Origin of the sequence: Melghirimyces profundicolus, from assembly GCF_003054245.1 — a bacterium.
Lineage (GTDB): Bacteria > Bacillota > Bacilli > Thermoactinomycetales > DSM-45169 > Melghirimyces > Melghirimyces profundicolus.
This window is the reverse complement of the sequence record NZ_QBKR01000001.1, coordinates 127,602-150,484: the sequence shown is the minus strand read 5'-3', so window position 1 is coordinate 150,484 and position 22,883 is coordinate 127,602. Positions and strand designations below refer to the sequence as shown.

Genomic DNA, 22,883 nt, shown 5'->3' with positions numbered 1-22,883 from the left:
GCGCGGAATCGGAACAGCCGTAAAAAAGCCGCCCGAAGGCGGCAGGCGTTTGATTCATTCGTTAAAACCGAAAGATTCCAACGCTTGGCTGTCCAGTCGCTTCACCACTTCCACGAGGAGACGGACCGCATGCTCCACGTCCTTTTTACTGATCATGGAGACATGGCTGTGGATGTAACGGGCCGCCACACCGACCACCAAGGAAGGAACCCCCCGTCGGTGAAGGTGGAACTTTCCGGCGTCGGTGCCCCCGCCGGTCATCGTTTCCACCTGATAAGGTATCTGGTGCTCCTCCGCCGTATCGATGACCAGATTCCGCAGGCGGATGTTGGGAATCATCGTGGCGTCCAGGAAGGTGATCAACGGGCCGCCGCCAAGATGGGGTTTATTGGCCCGATCACTGCCCGGACCATCCTGGGCGATGCCCACGTCAAGGGCGAAGGCGATATCGGGTTCGGCCACATAAGGCGTGGTGGCCGCTCCGCGGAGCCCCACTTCTTCCTGAACCGTCGCCCCCGCCACCACAGTGTTGGGATGGGGTTCGTCCTTCAGTTTTTTCAGCACTTCCAGGGCGAGATAACAACCGAAACGGTTGTCCAGAGCTTTGGCCAGGATGGTGTCATAATCCGGCAGGACTTCGAAGGGGCAGATCGGCACCACCGGATCTCCCACCTTGATCCCCCATTTCTTCACCTGGTCCGCGTCCCTGGCCCCCACATCGATGAACATTTCCCGCATCGGATACACTTTGCTTCGCTCGTCACTTTTCAGAAGGTGCGGCGGTTTGGAGCCGATCACACCCGTAAAGTTTCGCTTTTCCGTCATCACCGTGACCCGCTGGGAAAGCAGTACCTGATCCCACCAACCGCCCAGAGGGGTGAAGTACAGGTAGCCGTCCTTGTGGATTTTCGTCACCATAAACCCGACTTCATCCATGTGACCGGCCAAAAGGATTCTCGGCTGACCCGAGGTGCCGGTTTTTTCACCGAAAATGCTTCCCACCCCGTCGGTCAGGATCCGGGTGTTCTGCTGCTCCAGTTCCCTGCGCAGAATGCTTCGGATTTCGCCTTCGTAACCGGGAACACCATTGGCTTCAGTCAACTCTTTCAACAATTCCATGGGAGACATTCACACTCCTTTGGCCACATCCGGCCGTGTGTTCTCCCTGTATTATGTTTGCCGTTCTTCCTTTTTATTTACCGGTACATAATTCACCCTTTCCCTCTTCAAACTACCCGAAGAGTGGACGGCCGGCCATCACAGAGAGAAAGGGGAAGCCGGGAATGAATCATCGAAAGCATCAAGAGAGGCATCCACGGTGGAGGCTCTTGCTGACTCCTGTGCTTCTCGCCTCCCTGTGTCTGTCTTTATTTGGACCGATTTTGACGGAGGTCGGGCTCACCGGATGGAAAACCGCGTACGCCGGAGAATCCTTCCCTTCCGTTCTCGGGGATTATGCAGGGGAGTTGCGGGAACCCCGACCCCGGAAGGACGGGATCCGCCATGTGGACACGACCCGGATGGTTCGCAAACTGAAGGAACTGGGCGTCAATACTTACGTTTACCTGGTTTGGCATGCTTCCACCGACTGGGACGATCTCCGGAAGGAATTCCTCCCCGCGGCCAGAAAGGCGGGAATCGATGTCTGGGTCTACCTCGTCCCCCCATCGGAAGCCCGTTCAAAGCAGTCGGAACCCTTCGGAACCGACTATATCGCCTGGTTCCGCGCCATCGGTAAGCTGTCCCAGTCCCATCCCAACCTGAAAGGCGTGGTGATGGACGACTTCAACCACAACCTGTCGTTTTTCTCCCCGGAATACGTGTCCGCCATGAGGAAGGCCGGAAGAGAGATGAACCCCCGACTGAAGTTCTTCCCCCAGATCTATTACTCCGCCATCCGTCCCGAGCTGTTGCAAAAGTATCGTTCCCTGATGGACGGAGTGGTGATGACCTTCAGGGATGGAAAATTTCGCAACACGCAGCGGACCCGGGAACTGAAAAAACAAATCCGGCACACCTCCGACATGTTGAAGAAAGAGGGACTTCCTTTTATTCTGATGATCCACGCGAGCAAACTCTCCGCCACCCCCTCCAACCCTTCCGTTCGATATGTTCAGACGAGTATGCGGGTGGGCTTGGACCATCTTCGAAAAGGAGACATCCAAGGTTTAATCACCTATGTCCTTCAGAAGGAATGGTTTCCCGAAAGAAAGGACCGAACCGCTTACAGCGGTTTCGGTTACGGGTGTCTGTTCGTTCCTCCCGGTCACACCCCCTCCCCCGGCGATCAGGGGGAGATCCAACAGCAGATCCGGACCGACGGATCGGATCAATATTCCCTCGACCTTCACCACCTGAGCGTTCACCCCCGGAACCTGAAAAAGGGCCAATATGTCAAACAGGTTCTCATCGACGACAAAGTGGTTTGGGAAAAAGATGTCCGGTCCCGGCGGCCGGAAACATGGGAAAAAGAGCACCTGAATCTGGCCCCCTATCTGAAAGGAAAAACAGTGGCGGTCCTCACCCTCCGCCTTCAACGGAAAAAAGAAGGGACCCCGGTGTGGTTCTTTACCGGCTTTGACCAGTTGGAACCGAAGGGCTTTGAGGTCACCAACCCGGGATTTGAAGAAGACGCGGGATGGTCCTACCGGTCCAACCATCCGGGTATCATCGGCGAAACCCTGGTATTTGACCCCAAACGGCGTCTGCGTGTCTACCTGACCGCCATGGAAATGTTCGCGCTGTACCATCTTTGGGAGGACATCAAAGGGAGCGGAAGTGATCCGCTGCGAAAAGATGCGGAACAACTGTTTCAGTCGGTGGTGGAAAACCGGAACGAGCAATCCGGTCACCGTCTCGACCGCCTGATCCGCCGGCTGGAATCCGACTCCACCCTGGATCCGAAACAACGGAACCGGATCCTTCAACAGGCCAAAAAACTGGATCACCTCCTGGTGATCCACCCCTGACCTGTTGAGAACAGAAAATTCCGGCGATCGCACGCCGGGTTCATTTTTTTCTGATATGATGTGAAAAGGACGTTTCGGAGGAGGTCGGACATGAGTCAGTTGAACCCTCACAGTGTCGTGCCGCTTTATCACCAACTGAAAGAAATTCTGAAGGAGAATATTGAATCGGGCACATGGACCCCGGGCGACCGCATTCCATCCGAACATCAGCTGCGATCCACTTACGGGGTGAGCCGGAACACCGTGATCAAGGCTTTGGATGATTTGGTCCGGGAAGGCTTGCTCTATCGGCAGCAGGGAAAGGGAACCTTTGTCGCTCAGCCGAAAATCGAGCAATCCCTGACCGGATTTTACAGCTTTAGCCGGATTCTGAAGGCGAAGGGGCTTCATCCCGTGGACCATGTCCTGGATCTGTCGTTAACTGTGGTGAGACACAGCATGATGAAACACCTGAAAATGAAAACCCCCGGTGAAGCCTGGGTATTGAAACGGCTTCGCTGTTCCGGGGAGGAGCCGATCATTCTGGAGACGTCTTACCTGCCCAAAAAGAAGATTCCCCGGTTGGATCGGGAGAAGTTGAAACATCAATCTTTGTACGACTTTCTTGAAAGCGAGCACGGGATCACAGTTACCCGTGCAAAAGAGATATTTGAACCGGTCCTGATCGGAGAATATGAAAGCAAGTTGCTTCAAGTCTCTGCGGGGTATCCGGCCCTGTTGCTGGACCGGATCGCCTATGATTCCAAGGGGGGTCCCGTGGAATTTTGCCGTTCCGTGGTCCGTGGGGACCGGTGCCGGTTTTTCACTGAACTGTTTTGATCTTGACCCATCAACCCATCGATGGTATATTGTGGTTGGATAAATTTTCTGAAAAGAAGGGTTTTTCTTGCAACCATACGCCACCTATGAGGAAATCCGGCGTCAGCCGGAAACTTGGAGGACTTCCCTTGATTTTATGTCGGAGACAAAGGATCCGATTCTCCGTTTTATCAGGGAGAATCAGCCGAAATCCGTCCTGTTTACGGGATGCGGAACCTCCTATTATCTCTCCTTGACCGCCGCCCGTTTCTTTCAGGTGCAGACGGGTATTCCCGCCCATGCCGTCCCCGCTTCGGAAGTGATGCTGCAACCCTCGTCCGTCATTCGCCCCCATCCCGCTCCTTTGTTGATCGCTTCTTCCCGTTCAGGGGAAACGACCGAGGTGGTCCGGGCCGTGGAAGAAGTGCGCCGCAGAAAGTTGGCCCGATGCCTCGCCGTCACCTGTGAACCTTCCAGCCGATTGACCGAAGTGGCCGATTTCTCCATTCCCCTTCCCCACACGCGGGAAAAGAGTGTAGTGATGACCGGTTCCTTTACCAATATGCTCCTCGCCCTTCAACTCTTCGCCGCTTTCTTGTCAGAGAACCAAAACGTCCTCGAGGATATGCAAAAGCTTCCCAGGTTGGGGCAAAAACAACTCCTGACAGCAGAAGAGCAAGCTCGTCAAACAGCCTTGGATGAATCCCGCAACCATCTGATTTATCTCGGACTGGGAGAATATTACGGACTGGCCTGTGAAGCGATGTTGAAAATGAAAGAGATGACCCAGTTGTTTTGTGAGGCTTACAACCCGTTGGAATTTCGACATGGCCCCATCTCCGTGCTGAATGAAGATTGCCGGGTGTTTCTCTTGAGCGGTCGGACGTCGAGGGAATACGATGCCGATCTGATTCCGGATTTGCGCAAACAAGGTTCGGATGTGAAGGTGGTGGGGGAGCCGACGGATTCCCTGGATCCGGGGCAAAGAGTCGACCTTCCCCCGGGACTGGAAGACGGATGCCGGTCCATCCTCTATCTCCCCTTCTTTCAATTTCTCGCTTACTACCAAACCCTCCAATTGAAGTTGAACCCGGATCAACCCCGCAACCTGGGGCAAGTGGTCCGCTTGGGCAAAAAGGGGGAGTGACGAATGCCACTGGTTTCCACAAAAGAAATGTTGGAAGATGCCCGGCGAAACGGCTTCGCCGTCCCCGCCTTTCCCGCTCACCACTTGGATATCATCCGTTCAGTAGTGGATGCTGCCGACGACATGCGCTCTCCCGTGATTCTTCAGACCACCCCTGCCACCCTGGAGAAGGTGGGAATCGATTACGTTACCGCTTTGGTGCGAACCGCCGCCAAGCGAGTTTCCGTCCCCGTCGCCCTTCACCTGGATCACGGGAATTCCTATGCCACTGTCGCCCGGTGCCTGCGGATGGGTTACACCTCGGTCATGATTGACGGATCCCATCTGCCTTACAGGGAGAATGTCGCTTTGGTTCGAAGGGTGGTGGAGATGGCCCATGCGGTGGGGGTCCCGGTGGAATCGGAACTCGGGGCCATCGGAGCCGCAAACGAGACACCTCAGGCTCACTCCTCCTATACGGATCCCATCCAGGCCAAAGAGTTTGTGGAAACCACCGGAACGGATTTTCTGGCTCCCGCCTTCGGTACCGCTCACGGTGTTTACCGACGGGGAGTCCGTCTCGATTTGACCAGGCTGAAGGCCATCTCTCGACAAACCGGGGTTCCTCTTGTCATGCACGGGGCTTCCGGTGTCCCGATGGAGGACATTCGCCGTTCCATACAATCCGGAATTGCCAAAATCAACTTTTCCACTGAACTGAAGCAGTCCTTTTCCGATTCTTTACGAGACTACCTCACCCAACATCCCGAAGAGAACGATCCACGAAAAATCTTTGGGGCCGCACGTGAAAGGCTCAGAGAAGTGATCCGGCAAAAAATCTCCTGGATGCAACCGGCAGCGGTAAAAAACAAACAGGATGGACCGGTATGATCACCGTGGTCAGCCTGAACCCCGCCGTTGACAAAACCTATTCGGTATCCCGCATGATGGAAGGAAAAGTTCACCGGGTCCGTGAAGTTCAACGTCGACCCGGCGGGAAAGGAAACAATGTCGCCCGCGTACTGAAGCTGCTGGACTGTCCGGTCCGGGTCACAGGATTTGCGGGAGGGGCGAACGGGGAGTGGATCCGAAAACAACTGACGGCACTGAATATTCCTCATGAGTACCTTTCCGTTGAAGAAGAAACACGGCATTGCTTGACGATCCTTGATGATGAGAACGCCACACAAACGGAGTTTTTGGAACCGGGACCCCCGGTTTCGTCTTCCCGCTGGCTGGAATTTAAAAAAGTGTTATCCGAACTCGCAAGTGAAAGCCGTTTTGTCCTTTTTTGCGGCAGTCTCCCTCCGGGGCTGCCCCCGGACGCCTATGCGGAGGGAATCCGATTGGCCAGAAAAGGCGGGGCCAGGACGGCCTTGGATACCAGCGGCGAAGCTCTCCGACACGGGATGCAAGCACTCCCCGACATTGTCAAACCCAATCTGAGGGAATTTCAGGGAATAACCGGTTTGGCCCACCCCGATGAGGAGGACCTCCGTGCCCACTTAAAAACCTGGAACCGGATGGGAATCTCCCTGGCCGTCGTCACCCTTGGTGCCCGGGGGGCCTTGGCAACCACCGCAGGGGATTCGCTTAGGATCCATTCCCCCTCCATCCGTGCGGTCAACACGGTCGGTTCGGGGGATGCGTTCCTGGCCGGGTTGGTTGGGGGGTTGTACCGGGATCAGGATCTTCCCGATGTCCTCCGCCTCGCATCGGCAACAGCCGCTTCCAACGCCAGGCATGCCCAGGCGGGAGACATCCGGCCGGAGGATGTGAAAGCATGGATGAAAGCGGTTTGCATCACCACCGGAAAAACCGCCGATTAGACTGCAAAAGCCTGCCGGAAGCGGCAGGCTTTTTGTTTCTTTCATTTCCATTCCGGTCCGATGTTCTTTTCTTTCACCTCTTGGTTGACCTCATCGATGATCGATTGTCCGCCGCCGTCCAAGTACGCTTTCACAATCTTGTTCCAGTCGGACACCGGTCGGTCTCCGGTGATGATCTTCGCTTGTTCGTCGAACAACTTCCGGGTGATCTCCAGCCCTTTCCGGGCATCGGTTTCGGAATAGACCTGGTGAACCGGATTGGAATAATGCCGGGTTTCTTTATGCATCTTTTCCAATTCGAGGGCAAGATTTTGGTAAGCTTTGTTTTGGTACGTCTTCCAAAAATGATTTGCCTCGTTACTGGGAGCCCACATCTTATTGTCCAGCATATAGTGGTAGGGCGCCCTTCCTTTAACGGGATCCGTCAGGGTTGGGGTGCCGTTCTTCATCTCATACCCCTCCCCTTCCCTCCCGTACAGCCAATCAAAATCTTCGTTTTCGGGATTCCTGTTTTCCCACGGGTAAAAACGTCGACCGAAATCAATGATATCCAGAATTCTTTTTACTTTTCCGGGATCATCCTTCAGTTCCGCTGACAACGCGTTCATCATGTAATAACCGGAACCGGCCGTGTAGCCTTGTGATCCGTCAGGTGCTTTGAACGGAGGGATCGGCGCCAACTCGGCCTCAGGATGGATTTTTTGGAGAGCTTCCATATTGGCTTCCCTCATCTCAACCGGTCCCCGGACAATAATTCCTGCTTTTCCGGCGTAAAATTCTTTGGTGTTGGCTTCGTTGGGGTTGGTGAGGACAAAGTCTTTATTGATGGCTCCTTCCTTATACCAATTCCTCATCCGTTGAATGGTCTCTTTTTGTTGCTCCGAGATGACTCCAGGGATCAACTGACCTTTCCCGTTTTTGTGGTACCAGGCATTGGGGTCCCAGTAAGCCCCAAAGTTGTAATGGGGCCACAAGTGCTCCCCCACCACTATTCCGTATGTGTCGTCTTTCCCGTTGCCGTCCGGATCGTCTTTGGTGAACGCGATGGCCACTTCCTCCAATTCTTTATAGTTGGTGGGCATTTTCAGATCCAGATGATCCAACCAGTCCTTCCGAATCACCGGCGTGTTCAGGTAATGTTCGGGAAAGTACTTGGGGATGGCGTAAATCTTTCCATTCACGGTGACTGCGTTCCATACCTCGGGAGGGACCGATTTCAGGGTGGGATACTCGTCAATGTAATCATTGAGGGGAAGGAAAGCCCCCTGATTTGCCCATTTAAAAAAATTGGATCGGTCCATCTGGGATTCAAAACCGATCACATCGGGGATCTCCCCCGAAGCCATCCGGGTCGTCAACTTTTCCTTGTACTCCGTATAAATCCCGTAATCTCTTTTGTAGTCCACATTGAACCGTTTGTTGATCCTCTCAATCCCTTTTCCATCCTTCGGAGGGATATCGGAATACAGAAAATCAATGGACGTGATGGTGTATTTCCGATCCTTGGAGTCTGTCTCTCCCGCTTCGGGGGAAGAGCAAGCGAACAGGCTGACAGACAAAACGACCGCTGTCATGAAACGGACGATTTTTTTAAATGAGGCTTTCACAACACGGACCCCCTTTTTCGTGTTCACTCCTTCACCGACCCCAACATAACCCCCTTGACGAAATATTTTTGCAGAAACGGATAAACAAACAGAATGGGCAAGGTGGTCAACAAAATCGCCGCCATCTGCACCGTTTCCGGTGGAGGGGGGTTTTCCATCATGCGTTGCGCCCCCCGCAATGCAGCATCCGGTTCATTGACGATCACAATCTGCCTCAAAACCACCTGAAGCGGCCACTTGGCCGGATCGTTAATGTACAGAATGGCAGAAAAGTAGTTGTTCCAATGGGTGACGGCGTAAAACAGACTGAAGGCGGCAAGAGCCGGTTTGGACAACGGAAGGATGATCCGGGAGAAGATTTGCAGGTGATTGGCCCCGTCGATGATGGCCGCTTCATGAAGTTCTTCCGGGATGTTTAAGAAAAATTGTCTCATCACGATCAGGTTGAAAGGATTGATGGCCACCGGCAGGATCAAGGACCACAGGGTGTCGATCAATCCCGTCTCTTTCACGACCATGTAGGTGGGAATCATCCCCGCCTGAAAAAGAAGGGTGAACACCACCATAAACAGGATGATCCTCCGTCCCGGGACCGGGCGGGACAACCCGTAAGCCATGGTGGCTGTGAACAGGATGTTGACAAAGGTTCCCACGACCGTCACATAAACGGTGACAAAGAAGGAACGGACAAACTGATCGGAGTTCAAGACATATTCGTAGGCATCGGTCACCCACTCCGTCGGCCAAAGCAGAAGATCGCTGCGGATGACGTCTTCCAGACTGGAAAAGGAGACAGCAAAAATGTAGAAAAACGGAAACAGCATCGAGAAAGCGATCAAAAGAAGAGCCACGGCATTGATTCCATCTGCTATGCGACCGGTAACACCCCGGTATTTCATCTTCTCCCTCCTTTCAGTAAATGCCGCCTTCGCCATACTTCCTTGCCAACCGGTTGGCAATCACCACCAGAATCAATCCCACAACTCCCTTAAACATCCCCACCGCGGTCGCAAAGCTGATATCTCCCTGCTGAATCCCCTTAAAGTAAACATAGGTGTCCAACACATTTCCCACTTCCATGGTGAAAGGGTTCAACATGAGAAAAATCTGCTCAAAACCGGTGTCCATCACCGATCCCAAACGCAAAATCAAGAGAATGACGATGGTGCTGCGAATGGCCGGCAGCGTGATATGCCAAATCTGCTGCCAACGGTTGGCCCCGTCCATCACCGCCGCCTCGTACAGTTGGGGATTCACCCCCGCCAACGCCGCCAGAATGAGGATGGTTCCCCATCCCGACTCCTTCCAGATGACCTGAAAGACGATTAACGGTTTAAACCACTCGGGAGAAGTAAGAAAGGGTATGGGTTGGATACTGGCCATTTTCAAGAGGTTGTTGACGATTCCATCGCTCTTCAGAAACACCACGAAAATGCCGACCACCACCACCCACGAAAGAAAATGGGGTAAATAAACCAAAGACTGAATCAACCGTTTGTAAAGCGTCAGCCGAACCTCGTTGATCATGATGGCCAGGATGATGGGCAAGGGAAAAGCAAACAGAATCTGCAAAAACGAGATTTCCAATGTATTCAGGATGACGCGGAGGGCTTCCGGTTCAGCAAACATGGTCCGGAAATGTTTCCACCCCACCCAGGGACTGTCCCAAAAACCGAGGAACGGACTGTAATCCTGAAAAGACATCACCAGACCCAACATTGGAAGGTATTTGTAGAGCAGAAAATACAGCAAACCCGGGAGAATCAACAGATACAAATACCGGTCATGAGGGGGTCGCCTGATTCTTTGCGTGCGCCTTTTCATTCGGACGGAAAACCGAACCAGCCGACCCGTCACCGGCTTTGGTTCCATATGGACACCCCTTTCCCGGAATCGGAACTCCAGTTAAGCATCCTTAAACCCGCTCCGACACAGCCGGCTTTCGCTCCCAAACGGCTGAGGGACAGCCGATTTAAAACACTCTTCTGCACCGGGAGCAGAAGAGGATCCATTTTTCCCCGGATTTCATTCAGCAAAAAGGGGTTCCGGTTCATCACCCCGCCTCCCAACACCAGATGATGAGGATCCAGGATGGAAACCAACGCATACACCCCCCGGGCCCATTCTTCCAATACGTCTTCCACCCGTTGCAACACCCGGGTGTCCCCGTTCCGGTAAGCTTCCATCACTTCACGCGGGGACAACCCGCCCCCTCCGATGGCCGGGCCCGCTGCCTTTCTTTCCAGTCGGTCCCCTCCCGAAAAAGGAACGAGTCCGATCTCCCCGGCAAAGCCCGCTCCACGAAGGTATTCCCCCTTGTGGATGGTGCAACATGCGATCCCGGTGCTGACCGTGAAATAAACAAAGGTTTCTTCCCGCTCTCCCCCCCGTTCGATCCATTCCCCATAAGCGGCCATACAGACATCGTTGTCCAGAATGACATCCACGGAAAACCGCTCCCGAAGCCGTTTACGGAGCGGGAAGTTGACCCATGGGAGGTTGTTTTGCATCACCGCGACTCCCCTCGCGGCATCCACCTTCCCGGGAACCCCCACACCGATTCCGACCGGCGGCTTCTGGCTGGCACCCGTTGTCGGCCAAACCTCCCGGATACACTCCGTCACTTGAAGAAACATCTTTTCTTCATCGTGTGGCATGCTGGGCAGCTCCGCATAGTCCAAACATTGGCCATTATCATCCACCCGACCACAGGCCACTTTCGTTCCCCCGATATCCACCCCGACAGCCACGGCCATCGTTTCCCTTCCTCCTTTCATCCCTGATCCGGGGAGAGCTCTCTTTTTTCCAGCGTGCTGAACATTCGATGGGCGATTTTGTGGAACAGATACGCCGGAAGACTGCCCCCGATCAAAGGGAGCAACCCCGGAAGCAGCTGAAACAGGCCATAACAAAGCAAGGCGGTGAACCCCAACAGAAATGAAATCAAAGGAAAATGAAGGGTGATGAGAAACGACTGCACGAAATAACCCGGAAGCTTCATGCGAAAATGGACAAACAGAGGAAACAGTTGCAAAAGGGAAATCAAATAGATGACGAGAACGAAGAACAGAAGGAGATGGGCCCAGCCCGGAACCTCCCACATCCGAACCAACCGGAAGTCCAGTACCAAACCCAACCCCATCAAAGCAAACCCGGCCATCAATCCGTTCAGTTGCCAGAAATCCCGACAAAACGTTTCCCGGAAAATTTTGAAGACGGGGAGGCCTTCTTCACCCATCGCCCATTTCCGGATGACGGAATACATTGCGCCCGTCGCGGGAAACAAGCCCAGGGCCCCCAGGCCCAACAGGGTGAACCCAAACCAAAGGAGGTTGACATAACAGAGTCGCATCATCCAATCTCCCACCTGCATCAGCCGTCCTGCCCAGCCTTGGATTTCCATTCCATCCCTCCGATTTTCAGGATAGCCAACTGTGAATCCGGCTCCGGACAAACCCATCATCACTCAAGTACGGGTAATCCCGGATCACCCGTTCGATCTCTTCCCGTTGCCCCGTGGACAACTCTTCGTCCGGATCCAGGCACCAACGACCTTCCAGGAACCCTTGCCGCCGAAGCACCTCATGAATTCCGGGGAGGCAGCCACGAAAATGGTGGATGGAATCAAAGATGGCGGCATTCGCGTCTGTCAATTCTCCCCCGAGCGTCAAAAGATCCAATGGGACCGGTTCTCCTGTCTCACGCAGTTTTTTTATCCGGTCCAGCAGTTTCACCGCCCGGTGTGTCCAGACCGCCCACTGTCCCAGCAGACCACCGACGATCCGCTTTTCCACGGTTTCTCCTTTTACGCGAAAGCGATAGACGGTCAATAGATCCGGGACAATATTGTCATCGTTTCCCGTGTACAGTGCGATTTGGTTCCGGCGGGAAGAGTGACAGACCGCCCGGACGACATCCAAGGTCCGGTACCGATCAAAAGGAGCGATTTTGATCGCCTGCAACGCCCTGTTCTCAGCCAATTCTCTCCAAAAATCAAAGGAAAGCACCCGTCCACCCACGGCCGGTTGCAGATAAAACCCGAACAAAGGGATCACTTCTCCCACCCGTCGGGCCCTTTCCAATAAAGCTTCCTCGTCCCAGCCGTCCAGCCCCCCCATACTCAAAAGACCCAAATGATACCCCAACCGGCGGGCCAACTCCGCTTCTCGGACCGCCTGTTCCGTCGGGCCGCAAATTCCGGCCACAAGAATCACCGGGCGTTTGCACCCCCACCGCCGGGTCTCTTCGGCCGCCAATTTCAAAACCGTCTCCAACAGATCCACATCCGGGTGACGAATGGCAAACTGGGTTGTGTGGACCCCGACTGCAATCCCGCCGGCGCCGCTGTCCAGATAGTAACGGGTCAATCCGCGCTGCCGACCTTCATCCAGGCGCCGGTCGGCATCCAGGGCCAGCGGATGGGCCGGGATCACCGCTCCGTCTTGCAGGGCCTGTTGAACCTTTGCGGGAAGGGCCGGTGCTTTCATGTTCAAAACACTCCCTCCCTCTCTTGAAAATGGGTCGGTTTATTCAGCGTGATTCCCCCTGACTCGATCCAACGGATGGTCCAGTCGATCATCTGCCGCAATGAGATGTTCGGATAGCCGAACAATTGATGAGCGGCGGATGCGTTGCTTAAGAGGGCGCTGCGTTCCTCTTCGTTCACAAACAAGGGTTTCTTTCCGAACCGGGCTCCAAACCGTTCGGCCACCCAGCGGACGGAGACGCTCTCGGGCCCCGTCACATTGAGAATCTTGGGGGGACATTCACAATGAAGGAGGGAGCGGAGCGCCATCTCATTGGCATCTCCTTGCCAGATCACGTTGACATTTCCCATCCGGAGATCGATCGGCTGTCCGTTTTTCACCGACCGTGCGATTTCCAACAATACCCCGTAACGCAGATCGATGGCGTAATTCAATCGGAAAAAGACCATTGGAATGCCGTGTTTCCGGGAGAAGTGTTCAAATATCCTTTCCCTTCCCAGGCAGGATTGGGCGTATTCCCCGATCGGATCCACCGCATGCTCTTCCGAAGCACCGCCGTAAGCGAGCGGAATGAGGGGATAAACGTTGCCGGTGGAAAAAGCGACCATACGGGAACCGACATACTTTTGGGCCACTCTTCCCGGAAGGTAAGCATTCATCGCCCACGTTTGATGTTCCTGTCCTTTTGTCCCGAATTTTCGACCGGCCATGAAGATCACATTTTTGGATAGGGGAAGCCTCTGCAGTTCTTTCTCCACCATGAGATCGGCGGATATGGTTTCCACCCCGTGGGATTCAAGCTCCTGACGCAACGTAGTGGAAGAAAAGCGGGAAACGGCTATCACCCGGTTCTTCCTGCCGGCCGCCCGAAACGCATTTTTAGCCAACCGGACCAAGCTGGGTCCCATTTTCCCACCCGCTCCCAAAACCAGCAGATCCCCCTCCAACTCCGCAAGATCCCGGATCAGCTTCTCCGATGGTTCCGTCAATACTCTCTCCAACTCTTCCACAGTAACCATTCGTAAGCCCCTTTCGCCTTACACCGATGAACACGATTGATTTGAATTCTCCCGGAGAAAACGATCTCCGGGAGAAAAAACCAGCACACATTCGATTACCAACCGGGTTGAATGTTTTTCTCTTTGATTCCCCGGTTCACTTCTTCAATCATCTGCGCCCCCCCGTCCTTCAGATACTCTTGAACCACTTGATCCCAATCGGAGAGCGGTCGGTCGCCGGTGATCATTTTCGCTTGTTCGTTTAACAACCGGTCGGTGATCTCCCGTCCCTTGTTCACCAGCGTCGGAGAAAAAACTTGATGCACGGGATTGTTATAATGCTCGATCTCCGTATGCATCTTTTCCAAATCTTTGACCAGATTTTTCAGTGTGGGATCCTTGTATGTCTTGGAGTATTCATTCGCCTCGTCATTGGGGGCCCACATCTTGTTATCCAGAAGATAGTGCCAGGGAGCGAGACCCTTGGTTCCCGATTCGGGAATGGCGTTTCCGTCCGCCATCTCGTAACCTTTACCTTCATGACCGTACAGCCAGTCAAAATCCTTGTTTTGGGGGGTACGCTCTTCCAGGGGATAAAATTTGCGACCGAAATCGATCATCTCAAGAATCCGGCGCACTTTTCCCGGATCATCCGCCAGTTTTGCGGAGAGGGTATTCACCGTGTAATAACCTGACCCCGAAGTGTAGCCCCTGGACCCGTCCGGTGCTTCGAATGGCGGTATGGCAGCCAATTCCGCTTTGGAGTCGATCTTTTTCAACGCTTTCATGTAATCTTCAGCCATCCCGCGGGGAGATCCGATGAAAATTCCGGCCTTGCCGGCGTAAAACACCTTGGTGTTGGCTTCATTGGGTTTCAGCAGAATGAACTCCTTTTGAATCGCCCCCTCTTTGTACAGTTCTGCCATTGTTTCAATCGATTGTTTCCGGGCTTCGGAGATGACACCGGGAATATACTCCCCATTGTCGTTTTTGTGGTACCAGGCATCCGCATCCCAGTAGGTGCCGAAATGATAGAAAGGATAGCCCTTTTCGCCCAGAACCAGCCCATACGTGTCATCCTTTCCGTTGCCATCCGGATCTTCCTTGGCAAAAGCGATCGCCACCTTCTTCAGCTCATCGTAATTGGTGGGCATTTCAAGCCCCAATTTATCCAGCCAGTCCTTTCGGATAATCGGAGAGTTCAGGTAGTTTTTGGGGAAGTACCTCGGGATGGCATAGATTTTTCCGTCAATGGAAACGGAATTCCACACTTCTTTGGGAACCCTCTTCAGGCTGGGGTACTCGTCAATATACTCGTTCAGGGGTAAAAATGCCCCCTGTTTCGCCCATTTAAAGTAGTTGGCCTTGTCTTCTTCCATTGTGAAGCCCATCACATCGGGAATATCCCCGGAAGCCACCCGGGAGGTCAGCTTTTCTTTGTAGTCCGTGTAGATCCCGTACTCCCGCTTATAATCCACATTGAAGCGTTTCTCAATCATCTTGATCCCTTTCCCGTCTTTAGGCGGGATATCGGTGTACAAAAAGTCCAGGGATGTGATCGTGTACTTTTTATCCTTGGAATCCGTATCCGTTGCTTCTTTTGAAGAACAGGCCAGCAAACCTCCGGCCAGAATGACCACCAAAAACAGGATCCAACCCTTCCTCCAAGCTTTCATCAGACACCCTCCCTGAATCAAAAGTATTTTAATCTGAAATTTCTGTATCATTTGTCTCTTCCATTATAATTAACAGTTAAATCTGGACAAGTCTTTATATGGTCTTTAAATCCCTTCCCTGCGCTCAACGAAATCCCATGACGGAGGCCGAAGCAATCCGGGAATAAAGAACCGCCTTTCCCATACCGGGTTGATCCGTTTTCTGGAAGCCGTCGAAGCCGAGGCGGTCTTCTTCCAACTCCTCCACCCGTTTGATTTTTCCGCCACAAAAGTCCAGCAGGCGTTGTCCTGCGGTATCCAACCGCGATAACAATCCCCCGTAACGGAGGTCCAGCACTTCCCATCCGAAAGGCTTGAAGGTTTCCATCCACTGTTTTCGATGGGCATTTCTCAGATTCTCCACCTCACGGGCCAAAACCGGGATCTCTTCCCCCGCGATCCGTTTTAATAAGTGGACATCCTGTTGGTCATAGGCTTTTTTGATGCGAAGCCCGAGATTACTTTTCCGCATGAGGACAGAGCTGAGATAAAGGGGCACTTCAAACAATTCCCGCCACCGGTCCCCGTTGCGAAAATCTTCTTGAAATTCCCGATGCAACCGGGTGTAAAACTCTTTCGCCCGGGTTCCTTCGACATGCCGATCAAACAACCCGAGGAGCGGATCCTGCCACAGCAGAAATTTGGATGGATTGTCCGGGATCAATCCGGATTGATCCGCTTCGGGCAACGTGTCAAACTTCCCGAGCCTTAGAAACGCTTCATAGTTCCCCCCGGTGCAGGAGGCAAACCGTCTCCGCAACTGACCGGCTTCCGGCTTCCGTGCATACCCATGCTCCGCAAACAGTTGAAGGCCCAACAACCCGTTCAGCATGTTGGTTTCCGCCCCGTCATCTCCCCAAAGAGTGGCAAAGACCTCCCGAACCCCTTCCGCCTTGCAGGCGGACAGGGCCGCATCGGTTGTCTTGAAGGTTTTTTCATAATGGATGGCAGGGCCGGCCCATGTCCAGATCCCGCCGGCAAAAACGGGGATGGAACCCAACGCTCGATGTTGATTGATAAATTTTCTGTAAAAATCGGCATCCGTATGATAATAATCCCAGTAAACGTATTGGAGCCCATCGGGCATCATCTTTAACGCCTCTTCAGGGATCACCGCATCCAGGTCGTAATAACGGTGATCCTTTGAGCCCATCCGAAACATCATATCCGACCAGATCATCGGTGACAGACCATAACGATCCGTGATCTCGACCACCTTGTTCAAGTGTCGGGCCATGATGTCAAAGGGCCGTTGATAACCAAAACGATCCAGAAAACGTCCTCTTCCAAGGCCAAAAGCCTCATCCATTCCGATATGAATTCGTTTGCTCCTGTAACAACCGGCGACGGAAGAAATCAAACGGTCGATAAACCGATAGGTTGCCTCCGAATTTGCCAGCAGCACATCCTCTGTATCCCGCAATTCATTCGCCCGATCCCAGTGCAAAAAAGAGGCGAGATGAGCCAGGGTCTGGATGCAGGGAATCATCTCAATTCCGAAGAGAGACGCATAATGATCCAGTTCCTTCAACTCTTCCGGGGTGTAGCGGCCGCGCATGTAACCGAAGTAAGATTCCCCCTTTGCGGTGTAAGTATCTTCCGTATACAGCATCAGCATGTTTAAACCCATCAAGGCCATCATCCGGATGACCGTTTTCAGGGTTTCCGGTCGGAACACGGCATTGCGGGAACAATCAAACATCGCCCCGTTCATGGTGAACTGGGGTTCTTCCTCCACCGCGATGGTCCGGCGGTCCGTCATTGCCTCCAACACCCATCCCACGCCCCGGAAGAAATGGATCGGCTGGTGATAGTGGATTTCCCCTCCATCTTTCCCCAGTGTCACACGCAACCGGTTTTCTTTTATCCGGCTCACCTGGATCGGAATTCCCGAGGGATCTCTCACAAAAGAGAGGTCGTTCTCCAACTCTTTCAGTCCGCCTTCCAGTCCTTTCAAATCCCCTGAAAGAAAAACCTTCATCCTTTCACCTCCTTTCGAGAACCGAGGTAGGCGATGACTTTCTCAATGGCCCGTGCGATCTGAAACATGGCTCGTTCATCGGCAAGGAGAATATTCTGTCCCAGCCAAAACGCTTCCCGGTCCGCCATCCTCTCCGCAACCGGACAGGGATTCACCCGATGTTCCCCGGTCCATTTCCGGATCGAACGAAGGACGGCGGGATGGCGGTTCAGTGAGACGTAGCCTGGTGACAAGGGAATCCCTTCCGCCTGAACCGCCCGGAGGAACTCTTCTTTATTCATGGGGATGACCGAAGATTGAATCCGGAACAAATACAGATGGCGCGCGTGTCGGGTCACCCTCGGATCCGTTTTCACCGGTTCGATCCCGCTGATTTTGCCGAGCAAGCGATCCAATATGCGGGCGTTTTGTTCCCTTTTTTTCAACTGTTCCGGCAGCCGATTCATCTGTGCCAGAAGAATGGCAGCCTGCCATTCAGTCATCCGGAGGTTCCATCCGATCCGCTCATGTTGATACCAGCCCCCCGCTTTCACCCGACCCACATTGGCCAGCGACCATGCTTTCTGCGCCAACCTCTCATCATTGGTGAGAATGAATCCCCCTTCACCGGCAGTCAGATTCTTGCCCGACTGGAAGCTGAACGTGCCCAAATTCCCAAGGGCCCCCACCCCTTTGTCCTCCCAGCGGGTCCCCACCGCCTGGGCGGAATCTTCAATGATCGACAGACCGTACCGGCGGGCCGTTTCCTTTAACCGGGTCATATCGGCCGAAGCCCCGGCCAAATGAACCGGTATGACGGCCTTCGTACGGGGGGTGACCGCCTCTTCCACTTTTGCGGGATCGAGGAGAAGCGTCTCTTCCTCCACATCGGCAAATACCGGAATCGCTCCGAAGAGAAGAGCCGCCGTTGCGGTGGCAATAAAGGTGTAAGGGGGCATGATGACTTCATCGCCGGGCTCAATACCTGCTGCTTGCAGCGCCACCGTGATGGCCATGGTGCCATTCACTGTGGTTATGCCGTGGCGGGCGCCTTGAAATGCTGTCAATCGCTTTTCCAGCTCCTCCAGTTTGGAGGTGCCTTCCCCCGTCAAAACCCGGCCGGTTCCTCCCCACTTCCCGGAATGAAGAACCTCCAGCAACAGCTCTTTCTCCTCTTCTCCCCAGACCGGCCAGCGGGGAAAGGGTTCCGTCCGAACCGGATCCCCCCCGTGAATCGCCAGTTTCTCCATGTCGGGAGACCTCCTTCCGTCCAGCGGTTCACTTGGCGTAATGAAGCGCCACTTTTCGGATCCCGCGGACCATGTCTTCAATATCGGATTCCGTGAAAAACTCACTGATCGGAAGGCGGACGGCGGTGGCCAAAATTTGTTCCGCTTCGGGACAAATCCCCGGTTGATAGGAAGTTTCGGAAAGACAGAAAGGGAAATCACTCCCCGGATAGGCTTGCCTTTTTTGGAACAGCGGCTGCCGATAGACGACCTCAGGGATGTAACCGGGATGGTTCGGGATACCTTCCGCCCCGAGTGCACTTGAAAATACTTCCCTCGTGCAATTCAGACGGGACCCATCCAACCGCAACATGTAAAACCAATAGGATGACCACCCCCCTTCCGTCACTTTCGGAGGAAGAATTCCCGGAAGATCCCGAATTCCCTCTGTCATCCTTTCTCCGTATTGATGGCGCTTTTCACATATTTCGGGCAGCTTTTTCAACTGGGCGATGCCCACCGCCCCCTGGAGTTCGGTCATACGGTAGTTGGGTGCCAAATAATTCAGTTCCCGAAACACTTCACCTTGGAGCCGTTGGTAGTTTTTATCCGCAAAGGCGTGAACCACCCGGAAATCCTCTTCCTTCCCCGAATTGACGGTTACCAGTCCTCCGTCCCCGGTGCTGATGTGTTTGAAATCATTGGTGCTGAAACAGCCGTAGTCCCCGATGGTACCCACGCAACGCCCTTTGTAACGGGTCATGTAACTCTGGGCGCAGTCTTCCACCACCTTCAGTTTGTATCGTCGGGCGATGTCCATCACGGCATCCATATCGGCGGGATTTCCCGCCAGATGAACCACCAAAATCGCTTTGGTTTTTGGTGTGATCCGATCGACAATGGATTTGGGATCCATGTTGTAGGTACGCGGATCCAAATCGGCAAAAACCGGAATCGCATTTTGGTAAAGAATGCCGATCAACGTCCCCTGATCAGTGATCGGACTGGTGATCACTTCGTCCCCCACACTGACACCGGCAGCACCGAGAGCCACATGGATCGCAGCCGTACCGGAGGATGCGGCCACGCTGTATCGGATTCCGTAAAGCTCATTAAAACGTTCGAGAAAGGTTTTCACTTTGTTTCCCGAATGATAAAACAGCGTGTTTTGGTCCAGGGCTTCCTTCAACTCCCGGATCTCCTCGTCTCCGAACCGTTTCCCGGTGCCGAAAGGCTTTGTCTTTACCTTCGGCCCCCCGTGAATCGCCAGTTGTTCGTTTCCCATCGCCCTCCTCCTTTCAGATCTCTCTGCGGGCAGGGGCAAACGCCTGAGGATGCAACACAGAGAAGCTTTGGCCCCTGAACGCCCTGGCTTATTCTCCGCCGGGCAGGACAGCAAAGTCGCTGTTTCGGGTGAACGCTTCCCTACTTCTGAGCCTGACCATCCATTCACAACGCTTCTAGGGAAACGGCAGAGTCCTCTCCACCAGGACCTGATGGGACAACCATTTTCGGCATGGAACCCCAAATCTCATCTCCACCGGTTCTTCATGCGGTTCCTCATCCCGTAGAAGAGGGACCATCACCACGCTGTCCCGGGGAGGAACCCCGGTCATCACCGGTCGCCTTTGATCATCCACACCGGTAATCCGCTGTTTCCTCCGACTCCGCTCCCAACCGTTGATCGCCTGACCGGTCCAAAAACGGAACCCCCGGTTTTCTGCTTCCCGAACCACGGTGCGAAGGGCATTTCGAACCGCCTCTTCCCGGTGGAGATGGATCGGGTGGAAAAGAAAATGGGACACGCCCCGGACTTGTTCCACGGCTTGCAAAAAAGGCACGATCACGCTGGTGTCCGCCAGGCGGTCCAGGTTCAAATCCTGGGTGAGAAAGCCGATTTCCAGAACATCGTAAAACCGGTTCTCTTCATCCCCCCGCGCAATGGGAAAATAGGGGTGGCACGTACCGAACAAAAAGCCGATATTTCCCTTTTTGCTGGGCCCCCTCGTCTGGTCGGACTCCATGCCGTACTTTTCACACCACCGGAAAAGCTCCCCCCAACCTTCAAAGCGGGTGTAATGATTTTTATTGGAAACCACCCGTTCACATCCGATTGCCTCTTTCAGCCAGCGGAGCTGCTCGGCGAATGCTTTCTCCCCCCAGGAACCCCCGTCGCGATCAAAGGCGTTGTAATGGAGGGCCATTTCGTGTCCCTCCCCCACCGCACAGGAATAAACGGAAGGATGGTAGCCCGGTTCCATCATGCACCAAGTGGCACAAACCCCGCATTCATCCAAAAGTTTCAAAGTGGTTTCCGCCGACTCATCCAGGTTTGAGTCACTGTCCAGAGAGATCATCGCCACCTGGGAAACCCCACCGGGCCAACGATCAATGAAGGGAAGCGTCCATCCCCGCACCCTGACACGGTTGAACAGATCCCGAAGAAGGGTTTCCCTCCATAGATCGGCGTAAGGGTGTGCAAAGTATCGCTCTCCGGTCTCAGTGTCGGAGCGATCCCATTCCCAATCCAGGGCAAACCCGTCATCCGCTTTCAAGATGCCTTCATCCAAGTCGGCTGTTCCATCCGGGGCGGGATGACCGTCCGCTGTCACCGGATTCTTCCCTTGTTGTAAATGAACCACCGTCGTTGGAACATCAATCGCCCAACGTGTCACCCATCCTGCTCCGACGGAAAACCGGGTAATCAGGGTTCCGGAATGCTTGCCGTCCGGTGAACCGGCCCGTAAGCATCCCTCTTCCGCCGCAGACGAGTCGGAAGGCAAATGCCAGGGAACCCCCTTCAGAAAACGCAGAAGAGGAGTTTTCAACCCAGACACCTCGGCATAACCCGGACCAAAGGCCGGACCCGCTGCGGCTCCCAACCGCCGGGCCAGATCCGGCCCTCCGCCGAAGATCATCACTTCCCCCCCTTGATCCGCCAAACGCAACACGGCCTCCCATGCCGGTTCCCCTGCAGCGGTCACAAACAATACATCCGGCGGCTGTTGTTCCATTTGGGAGATTTCGTTCAAACGGTCGAAGGTGATCCCCGCATGGGAGAGAATTTCCTCGATGTAGCGGGTAAACACATTCTCTCCCCGGCACCAGGTCTCCTTTTCCGTTCCCCGATCCCGATACACACCAATCCGTACCGCTTTCACCTGTGATCTCCTTTCCCGGGTTCCTCTTGTCGGAGGAAAACCGGCTTTCCGGTTTTTCGGCTTTCGTTCGCCGATTCCAAAAATCGGATGATTTCCGTCGTTTCCTCTATATCCACCGGACTCTTCCGGGTCTTGAAAAACACCATTACCTGTTCCAACAATCCGGCATAATACGGTTTTTCACTCCGGGAGACGTTGATCCGGCCGGAACCGGACGGGCGGTGAATCACCGCGCCAAATTCCGCGTTCCCCATCCGGTTCCCCCGGTATGTGCCGATTCGTCCATCCCCCCACTCACCCACGACAACATCCTGCTCTTCACCGGAAACGACTGTGACCCGGACACAACCCCCACCCAAGGCGGCATACAGCATCTCCACGCCGTGTATGCCGTACCAGAAGAATCCGGGCTGCGTTTCCTCCAATTGCATCGGACCATGGCAGTCCACACCGAAGATACTCCCGTTCGATCGTTTGAACTCCGTTACCAAAGGATCCGCGTAACGGAGTGCCGAGGTGCTCATGACCGGGACACCGTATCGCTGGGCGATGGACATGATTCCGGCCGCGTCCCGGGCAGTAACCGCCAAGGGCTTGTCGATGTAAACCGGTCGTCCGTACGGGGCAATCCTTTCAAACTGTTCCGCATGCACCCGACCATCCACGGAAGTAAGAAGGATGGCATCCGCGTTTTCCGCCACCTCTTCACAGCTGGCCCTCATTTCAACCCCGAAACCTTTTTCCAGCTCCTCCGTGATCGTCTTCACGCGGGATCGACTCAACTCAAAATCGGGGGAACCACCGGGATAAGCCACCGTCACTTTTCCGCCGGGGACATGAAAGGCTGCTCCTGAATCGTTCAGCAATCGGGTAAAGGCACTGCAATGGGATGTATCCAGACCGATCATCCCGATTCTCATGGATTGACGGACCCCCTTACGGCCTGAATTCACAGATATTTACAACTCATTATAAAATATGCACTATTTTTAGACAAGTCTGTT

General features: G+C 54.1%; 19 protein-coding genes. 5 read left to right on the top strand and 14 right to left on the bottom strand.

The genetic code is table 11. From position 1 onward, the window contains the following. Positions 1 to 54: 54 nt before the first annotated feature. A complete protein-coding gene (locus C8P63_RS00685; protein ID WP_108021404.1) occupies positions 55 to 1,119 on the bottom strand; it encodes a M42 family metallopeptidase in 1,065 nt (354 codons plus the stop codon). Positions 1,120 to 1,283: 164 nt separating this feature from the next. Here C8P63_RS00685 and C8P63_RS00680 point away from each other — a divergent pair, with 164 nt between their 5' ends. From C8P63_RS00680 to C8P63_RS00660, 5 genes are all read left to right on the top strand, one after another. Next, positions 1,284 to 2,969, top strand: a complete 1,686-nt coding sequence (locus C8P63_RS00680) for a hypothetical protein (protein WP_146172074.1) — start codon at positions 1,284 to 1,286, stop codon at positions 2,967 to 2,969. Between the two features lie 90 nt (positions 2,970 to 3,059). Then, complete coding sequence (locus C8P63_RS00675; protein ID WP_108021402.1) at positions 3,060 to 3,788, top strand: GntR family transcriptional regulator; 729 nt, start codon at positions 3,060 to 3,062, stop codon at positions 3,786 to 3,788. Positions 3,789 to 3,855: 67 nt separating this feature from the next. Beyond that, positions 3,856 to 4,914 carry an SIS domain-containing protein gene (locus C8P63_RS00670; protein ID WP_108021401.1) on the top strand — a complete coding sequence of 353 codons (1,059 nt, stop codon included), beginning with the start codon at positions 3,856 to 3,858 and terminating at the stop codon, positions 4,912 to 4,914. 3 nt (positions 4,915 to 4,917) lie between these two features. Further along, on the top strand, positions 4,918 to 5,784 hold the full coding sequence (locus C8P63_RS00665) for a class II fructose-bisphosphate aldolase (RefSeq protein WP_108021400.1): 867 nt from the start codon (positions 4,918 to 4,920) through the stop codon (positions 5,782 to 5,784). Further along, a complete protein-coding gene (locus C8P63_RS00660; RefSeq protein ID WP_108021399.1) occupies positions 5,781 to 6,722 on the top strand; it encodes a 1-phosphofructokinase family hexose kinase in 942 nt (313 codons plus the stop codon). Before C8P63_RS00665 ends, C8P63_RS00660 begins: the two co-directional genes overlap by 4 nt. Before the next feature lie 41 nt (positions 6,723 to 6,763). On the opposite strand, the gene C8P63_RS00655 is transcribed toward C8P63_RS00660, so the two are convergent. From C8P63_RS00655 to C8P63_RS00595, 13 genes are all read right to left on the bottom strand, one after another. Then, positions 6,764 to 8,329, bottom strand: coding sequence for an extracellular solute-binding protein (locus tag C8P63_RS00655; protein ID WP_146172073.1), 1,566 nt, complete (start codon positions 8,327 to 8,329; stop codon positions 6,764 to 6,766). Between the two features lie 23 nt (positions 8,330 to 8,352). Continuing rightward, positions 8,353 to 9,228 (bottom strand): carbohydrate ABC transporter permease, encoded by an 876-nt coding sequence (locus C8P63_RS00650; protein WP_108021397.1) that lies wholly within the window; start codon positions 9,226 to 9,228, stop codon positions 8,353 to 8,355. Positions 9,229 to 9,241: 13 nt separating this feature from the next. Continuing rightward, positions 9,242 to 10,153: an ABC transporter permease gene (locus tag C8P63_RS00645; protein WP_245920619.1), complete on the bottom strand. Its 912-nt coding sequence runs from the start codon at positions 10,151 to 10,153 to the stop codon at positions 9,242 to 9,244. A gap of 29 nt (positions 10,154 to 10,182) precedes the next feature. Beyond that, a complete protein-coding gene (locus C8P63_RS00640; protein ID WP_170109412.1) occupies positions 10,183 to 11,085 on the bottom strand; it encodes an ROK family protein in 903 nt (300 codons plus the stop codon). Between the two features lie 17 nt (positions 11,086 to 11,102). Next, positions 11,103 to 11,732, bottom strand: a complete 630-nt coding sequence (locus tag C8P63_RS00635; RefSeq protein WP_170109411.1) for a YesL family protein — start codon at positions 11,730 to 11,732, stop codon at positions 11,103 to 11,105. Between the two features lie 16 nt (positions 11,733 to 11,748). Further along, positions 11,749 to 12,816 carry a dihydrodipicolinate synthase family protein gene (locus C8P63_RS00630; RefSeq protein ID WP_108021568.1) on the bottom strand — a complete coding sequence of 356 codons (1,068 nt, stop codon included), beginning with the start codon at positions 12,814 to 12,816 and terminating at the stop codon, positions 11,749 to 11,751. Positions 12,817 to 12,818: 2 nt separating this feature from the next. After that, positions 12,819 to 13,835 (bottom strand): NAD-dependent epimerase/dehydratase family protein, encoded by a 1,017-nt coding sequence (locus tag C8P63_RS00625; RefSeq protein WP_108021393.1) that lies wholly within the window; start codon positions 13,833 to 13,835, stop codon positions 12,819 to 12,821. A gap of 95 nt (positions 13,836 to 13,930) precedes the next feature. Next, complete coding sequence (locus C8P63_RS00620) at positions 13,931 to 15,490, bottom strand: extracellular solute-binding protein (RefSeq protein ID WP_108021392.1); 1,560 nt, start codon at positions 15,488 to 15,490, stop codon at positions 13,931 to 13,933. Positions 15,491 to 15,614: 124 nt separating this feature from the next. Further along, positions 15,615 to 17,510, bottom strand: coding sequence for a beta-N-acetylhexosaminidase (locus C8P63_RS00615; RefSeq protein WP_108021391.1), 1,896 nt, complete (start codon positions 17,508 to 17,510; stop codon positions 15,615 to 15,617). Then, entirely contained in the window at positions 17,507 to 18,739 is a 1,233-nt protein-coding gene (locus tag C8P63_RS00610; RefSeq protein ID WP_108021390.1) for a DegT/DnrJ/EryC1/StrS family aminotransferase, read from the bottom strand. Before C8P63_RS00610 ends, C8P63_RS00615 begins: the two co-directional genes overlap by 4 nt. A gap of 28 nt (positions 18,740 to 18,767) precedes the next feature. Next, a complete protein-coding gene (locus C8P63_RS00605) occupies positions 18,768 to 20,003 on the bottom strand; it encodes a DegT/DnrJ/EryC1/StrS family aminotransferase (RefSeq protein WP_108021389.1) in 1,236 nt (411 codons plus the stop codon). A 175-nt stretch (positions 20,004 to 20,178) separates the two neighbouring features. Continuing rightward, positions 20,179 to 21,879, bottom strand: coding sequence for a polysaccharide deacetylase family protein (locus C8P63_RS00600; protein WP_108021388.1), 1,701 nt, complete (start codon positions 21,877 to 21,879; stop codon positions 20,179 to 20,181). After that, positions 21,876 to 22,799, bottom strand: coding sequence for a Gfo/Idh/MocA family protein (locus C8P63_RS00595; protein ID WP_108021387.1), 924 nt, complete (start codon positions 22,797 to 22,799; stop codon positions 21,876 to 21,878). The genes C8P63_RS00600 and C8P63_RS00595 overlap by 4 nt, the downstream gene beginning before the upstream one ends. Positions 22,800 to 22,883: the final 84 nt, after the last annotated feature.

What these genes read in the sequence shown, in the direction of transcription:
- C8P63_RS00685 (WP_108021404.1), bottom strand. Translation starts at nt 1,119, where the DNA reads ATGGAATTGTTGAAAGAGTTGACTGAAGCCAATGGTGTTCCCGGTTAC.
- C8P63_RS00680 (WP_146172074.1), top strand. Translation starts at nt 1,284, where the DNA reads ATGAATCATCGAAAGCATCAAGAGAGGCATCCACGGTGGAGGCTCTTG.
- C8P63_RS00675 (WP_108021402.1), top strand. Translation starts at nt 3,060, where the DNA reads ATGAGTCAGTTGAACCCTCACAGTGTCGTGCCGCTTTATCACCAACTG.
- C8P63_RS00665 (WP_108021400.1), top strand. Translation starts at nt 4,918, where the DNA reads ATGCCACTGGTTTCCACAAAAGAAATGTTGGAAGATGCCCGGCGAAAC.
- C8P63_RS00660 (WP_108021399.1), top strand. Translation starts at nt 5,781, where the DNA reads ATGATCACCGTGGTCAGCCTGAACCCCGCCGTTGACAAAACCTATTCG.
- C8P63_RS00650 (WP_108021397.1), bottom strand. Translation starts at nt 9,228, where the DNA reads ATGAAATACCGGGGTGTTACCGGTCGCATAGCAGATGGAATCAATGCC.
- C8P63_RS00645 (WP_245920619.1), bottom strand. Translation starts at nt 10,153, where the DNA reads ATGAAAAGGCGCACGCAAAGAATCAGGCGACCCCCTCATGACCGGTAT.
- C8P63_RS00640 (WP_170109412.1), bottom strand. Translation starts at nt 11,085, where the DNA reads ATGGCCGTGGCTGTCGGGGTGGATATCGGGGGAACGAAAGTGGCCTGT.
- C8P63_RS00635 (WP_170109411.1), bottom strand. Translation starts at nt 11,732, where the DNA reads ATGGAAATCCAAGGCTGGGCAGGACGGCTGATGCAGGTGGGAGATTGG.
- C8P63_RS00630 (WP_108021568.1), bottom strand. Translation starts at nt 12,816, where the DNA reads ATGAAAGCACCGGCCCTTCCCGCAAAGGTTCAACAGGCCCTGCAAGAC.
- C8P63_RS00625 (WP_108021393.1), bottom strand. Translation starts at nt 13,835, where the DNA reads ATGGTTACTGTGGAAGAGTTGGAGAGAGTATTGACGGAACCATCGGAG.
- C8P63_RS00620 (WP_108021392.1), bottom strand. Translation starts at nt 15,490, where the DNA reads ATGAAAGCTTGGAGGAAGGGTTGGATCCTGTTTTTGGTGGTCATTCTG.
- C8P63_RS00615 (WP_108021391.1), bottom strand. Translation starts at nt 17,510, where the DNA reads ATGAAGGTTTTTCTTTCAGGGGATTTGAAAGGACTGGAAGGCGGACTG.
- C8P63_RS00610 (WP_108021390.1), bottom strand. Translation starts at nt 18,739, where the DNA reads ATGGAGAAACTGGCGATTCACGGGGGGGATCCGGTTCGGACGGAACCC.
- C8P63_RS00605 (WP_108021389.1), bottom strand. Translation starts at nt 20,003, where the DNA reads ATGGGAAACGAACAACTGGCGATTCACGGGGGGCCGAAGGTAAAGACA.
- C8P63_RS00595 (WP_108021387.1), bottom strand. Translation starts at nt 22,799, where the DNA reads ATGAGAATCGGGATGATCGGTCTGGATACATCCCATTGCAGTGCCTTT.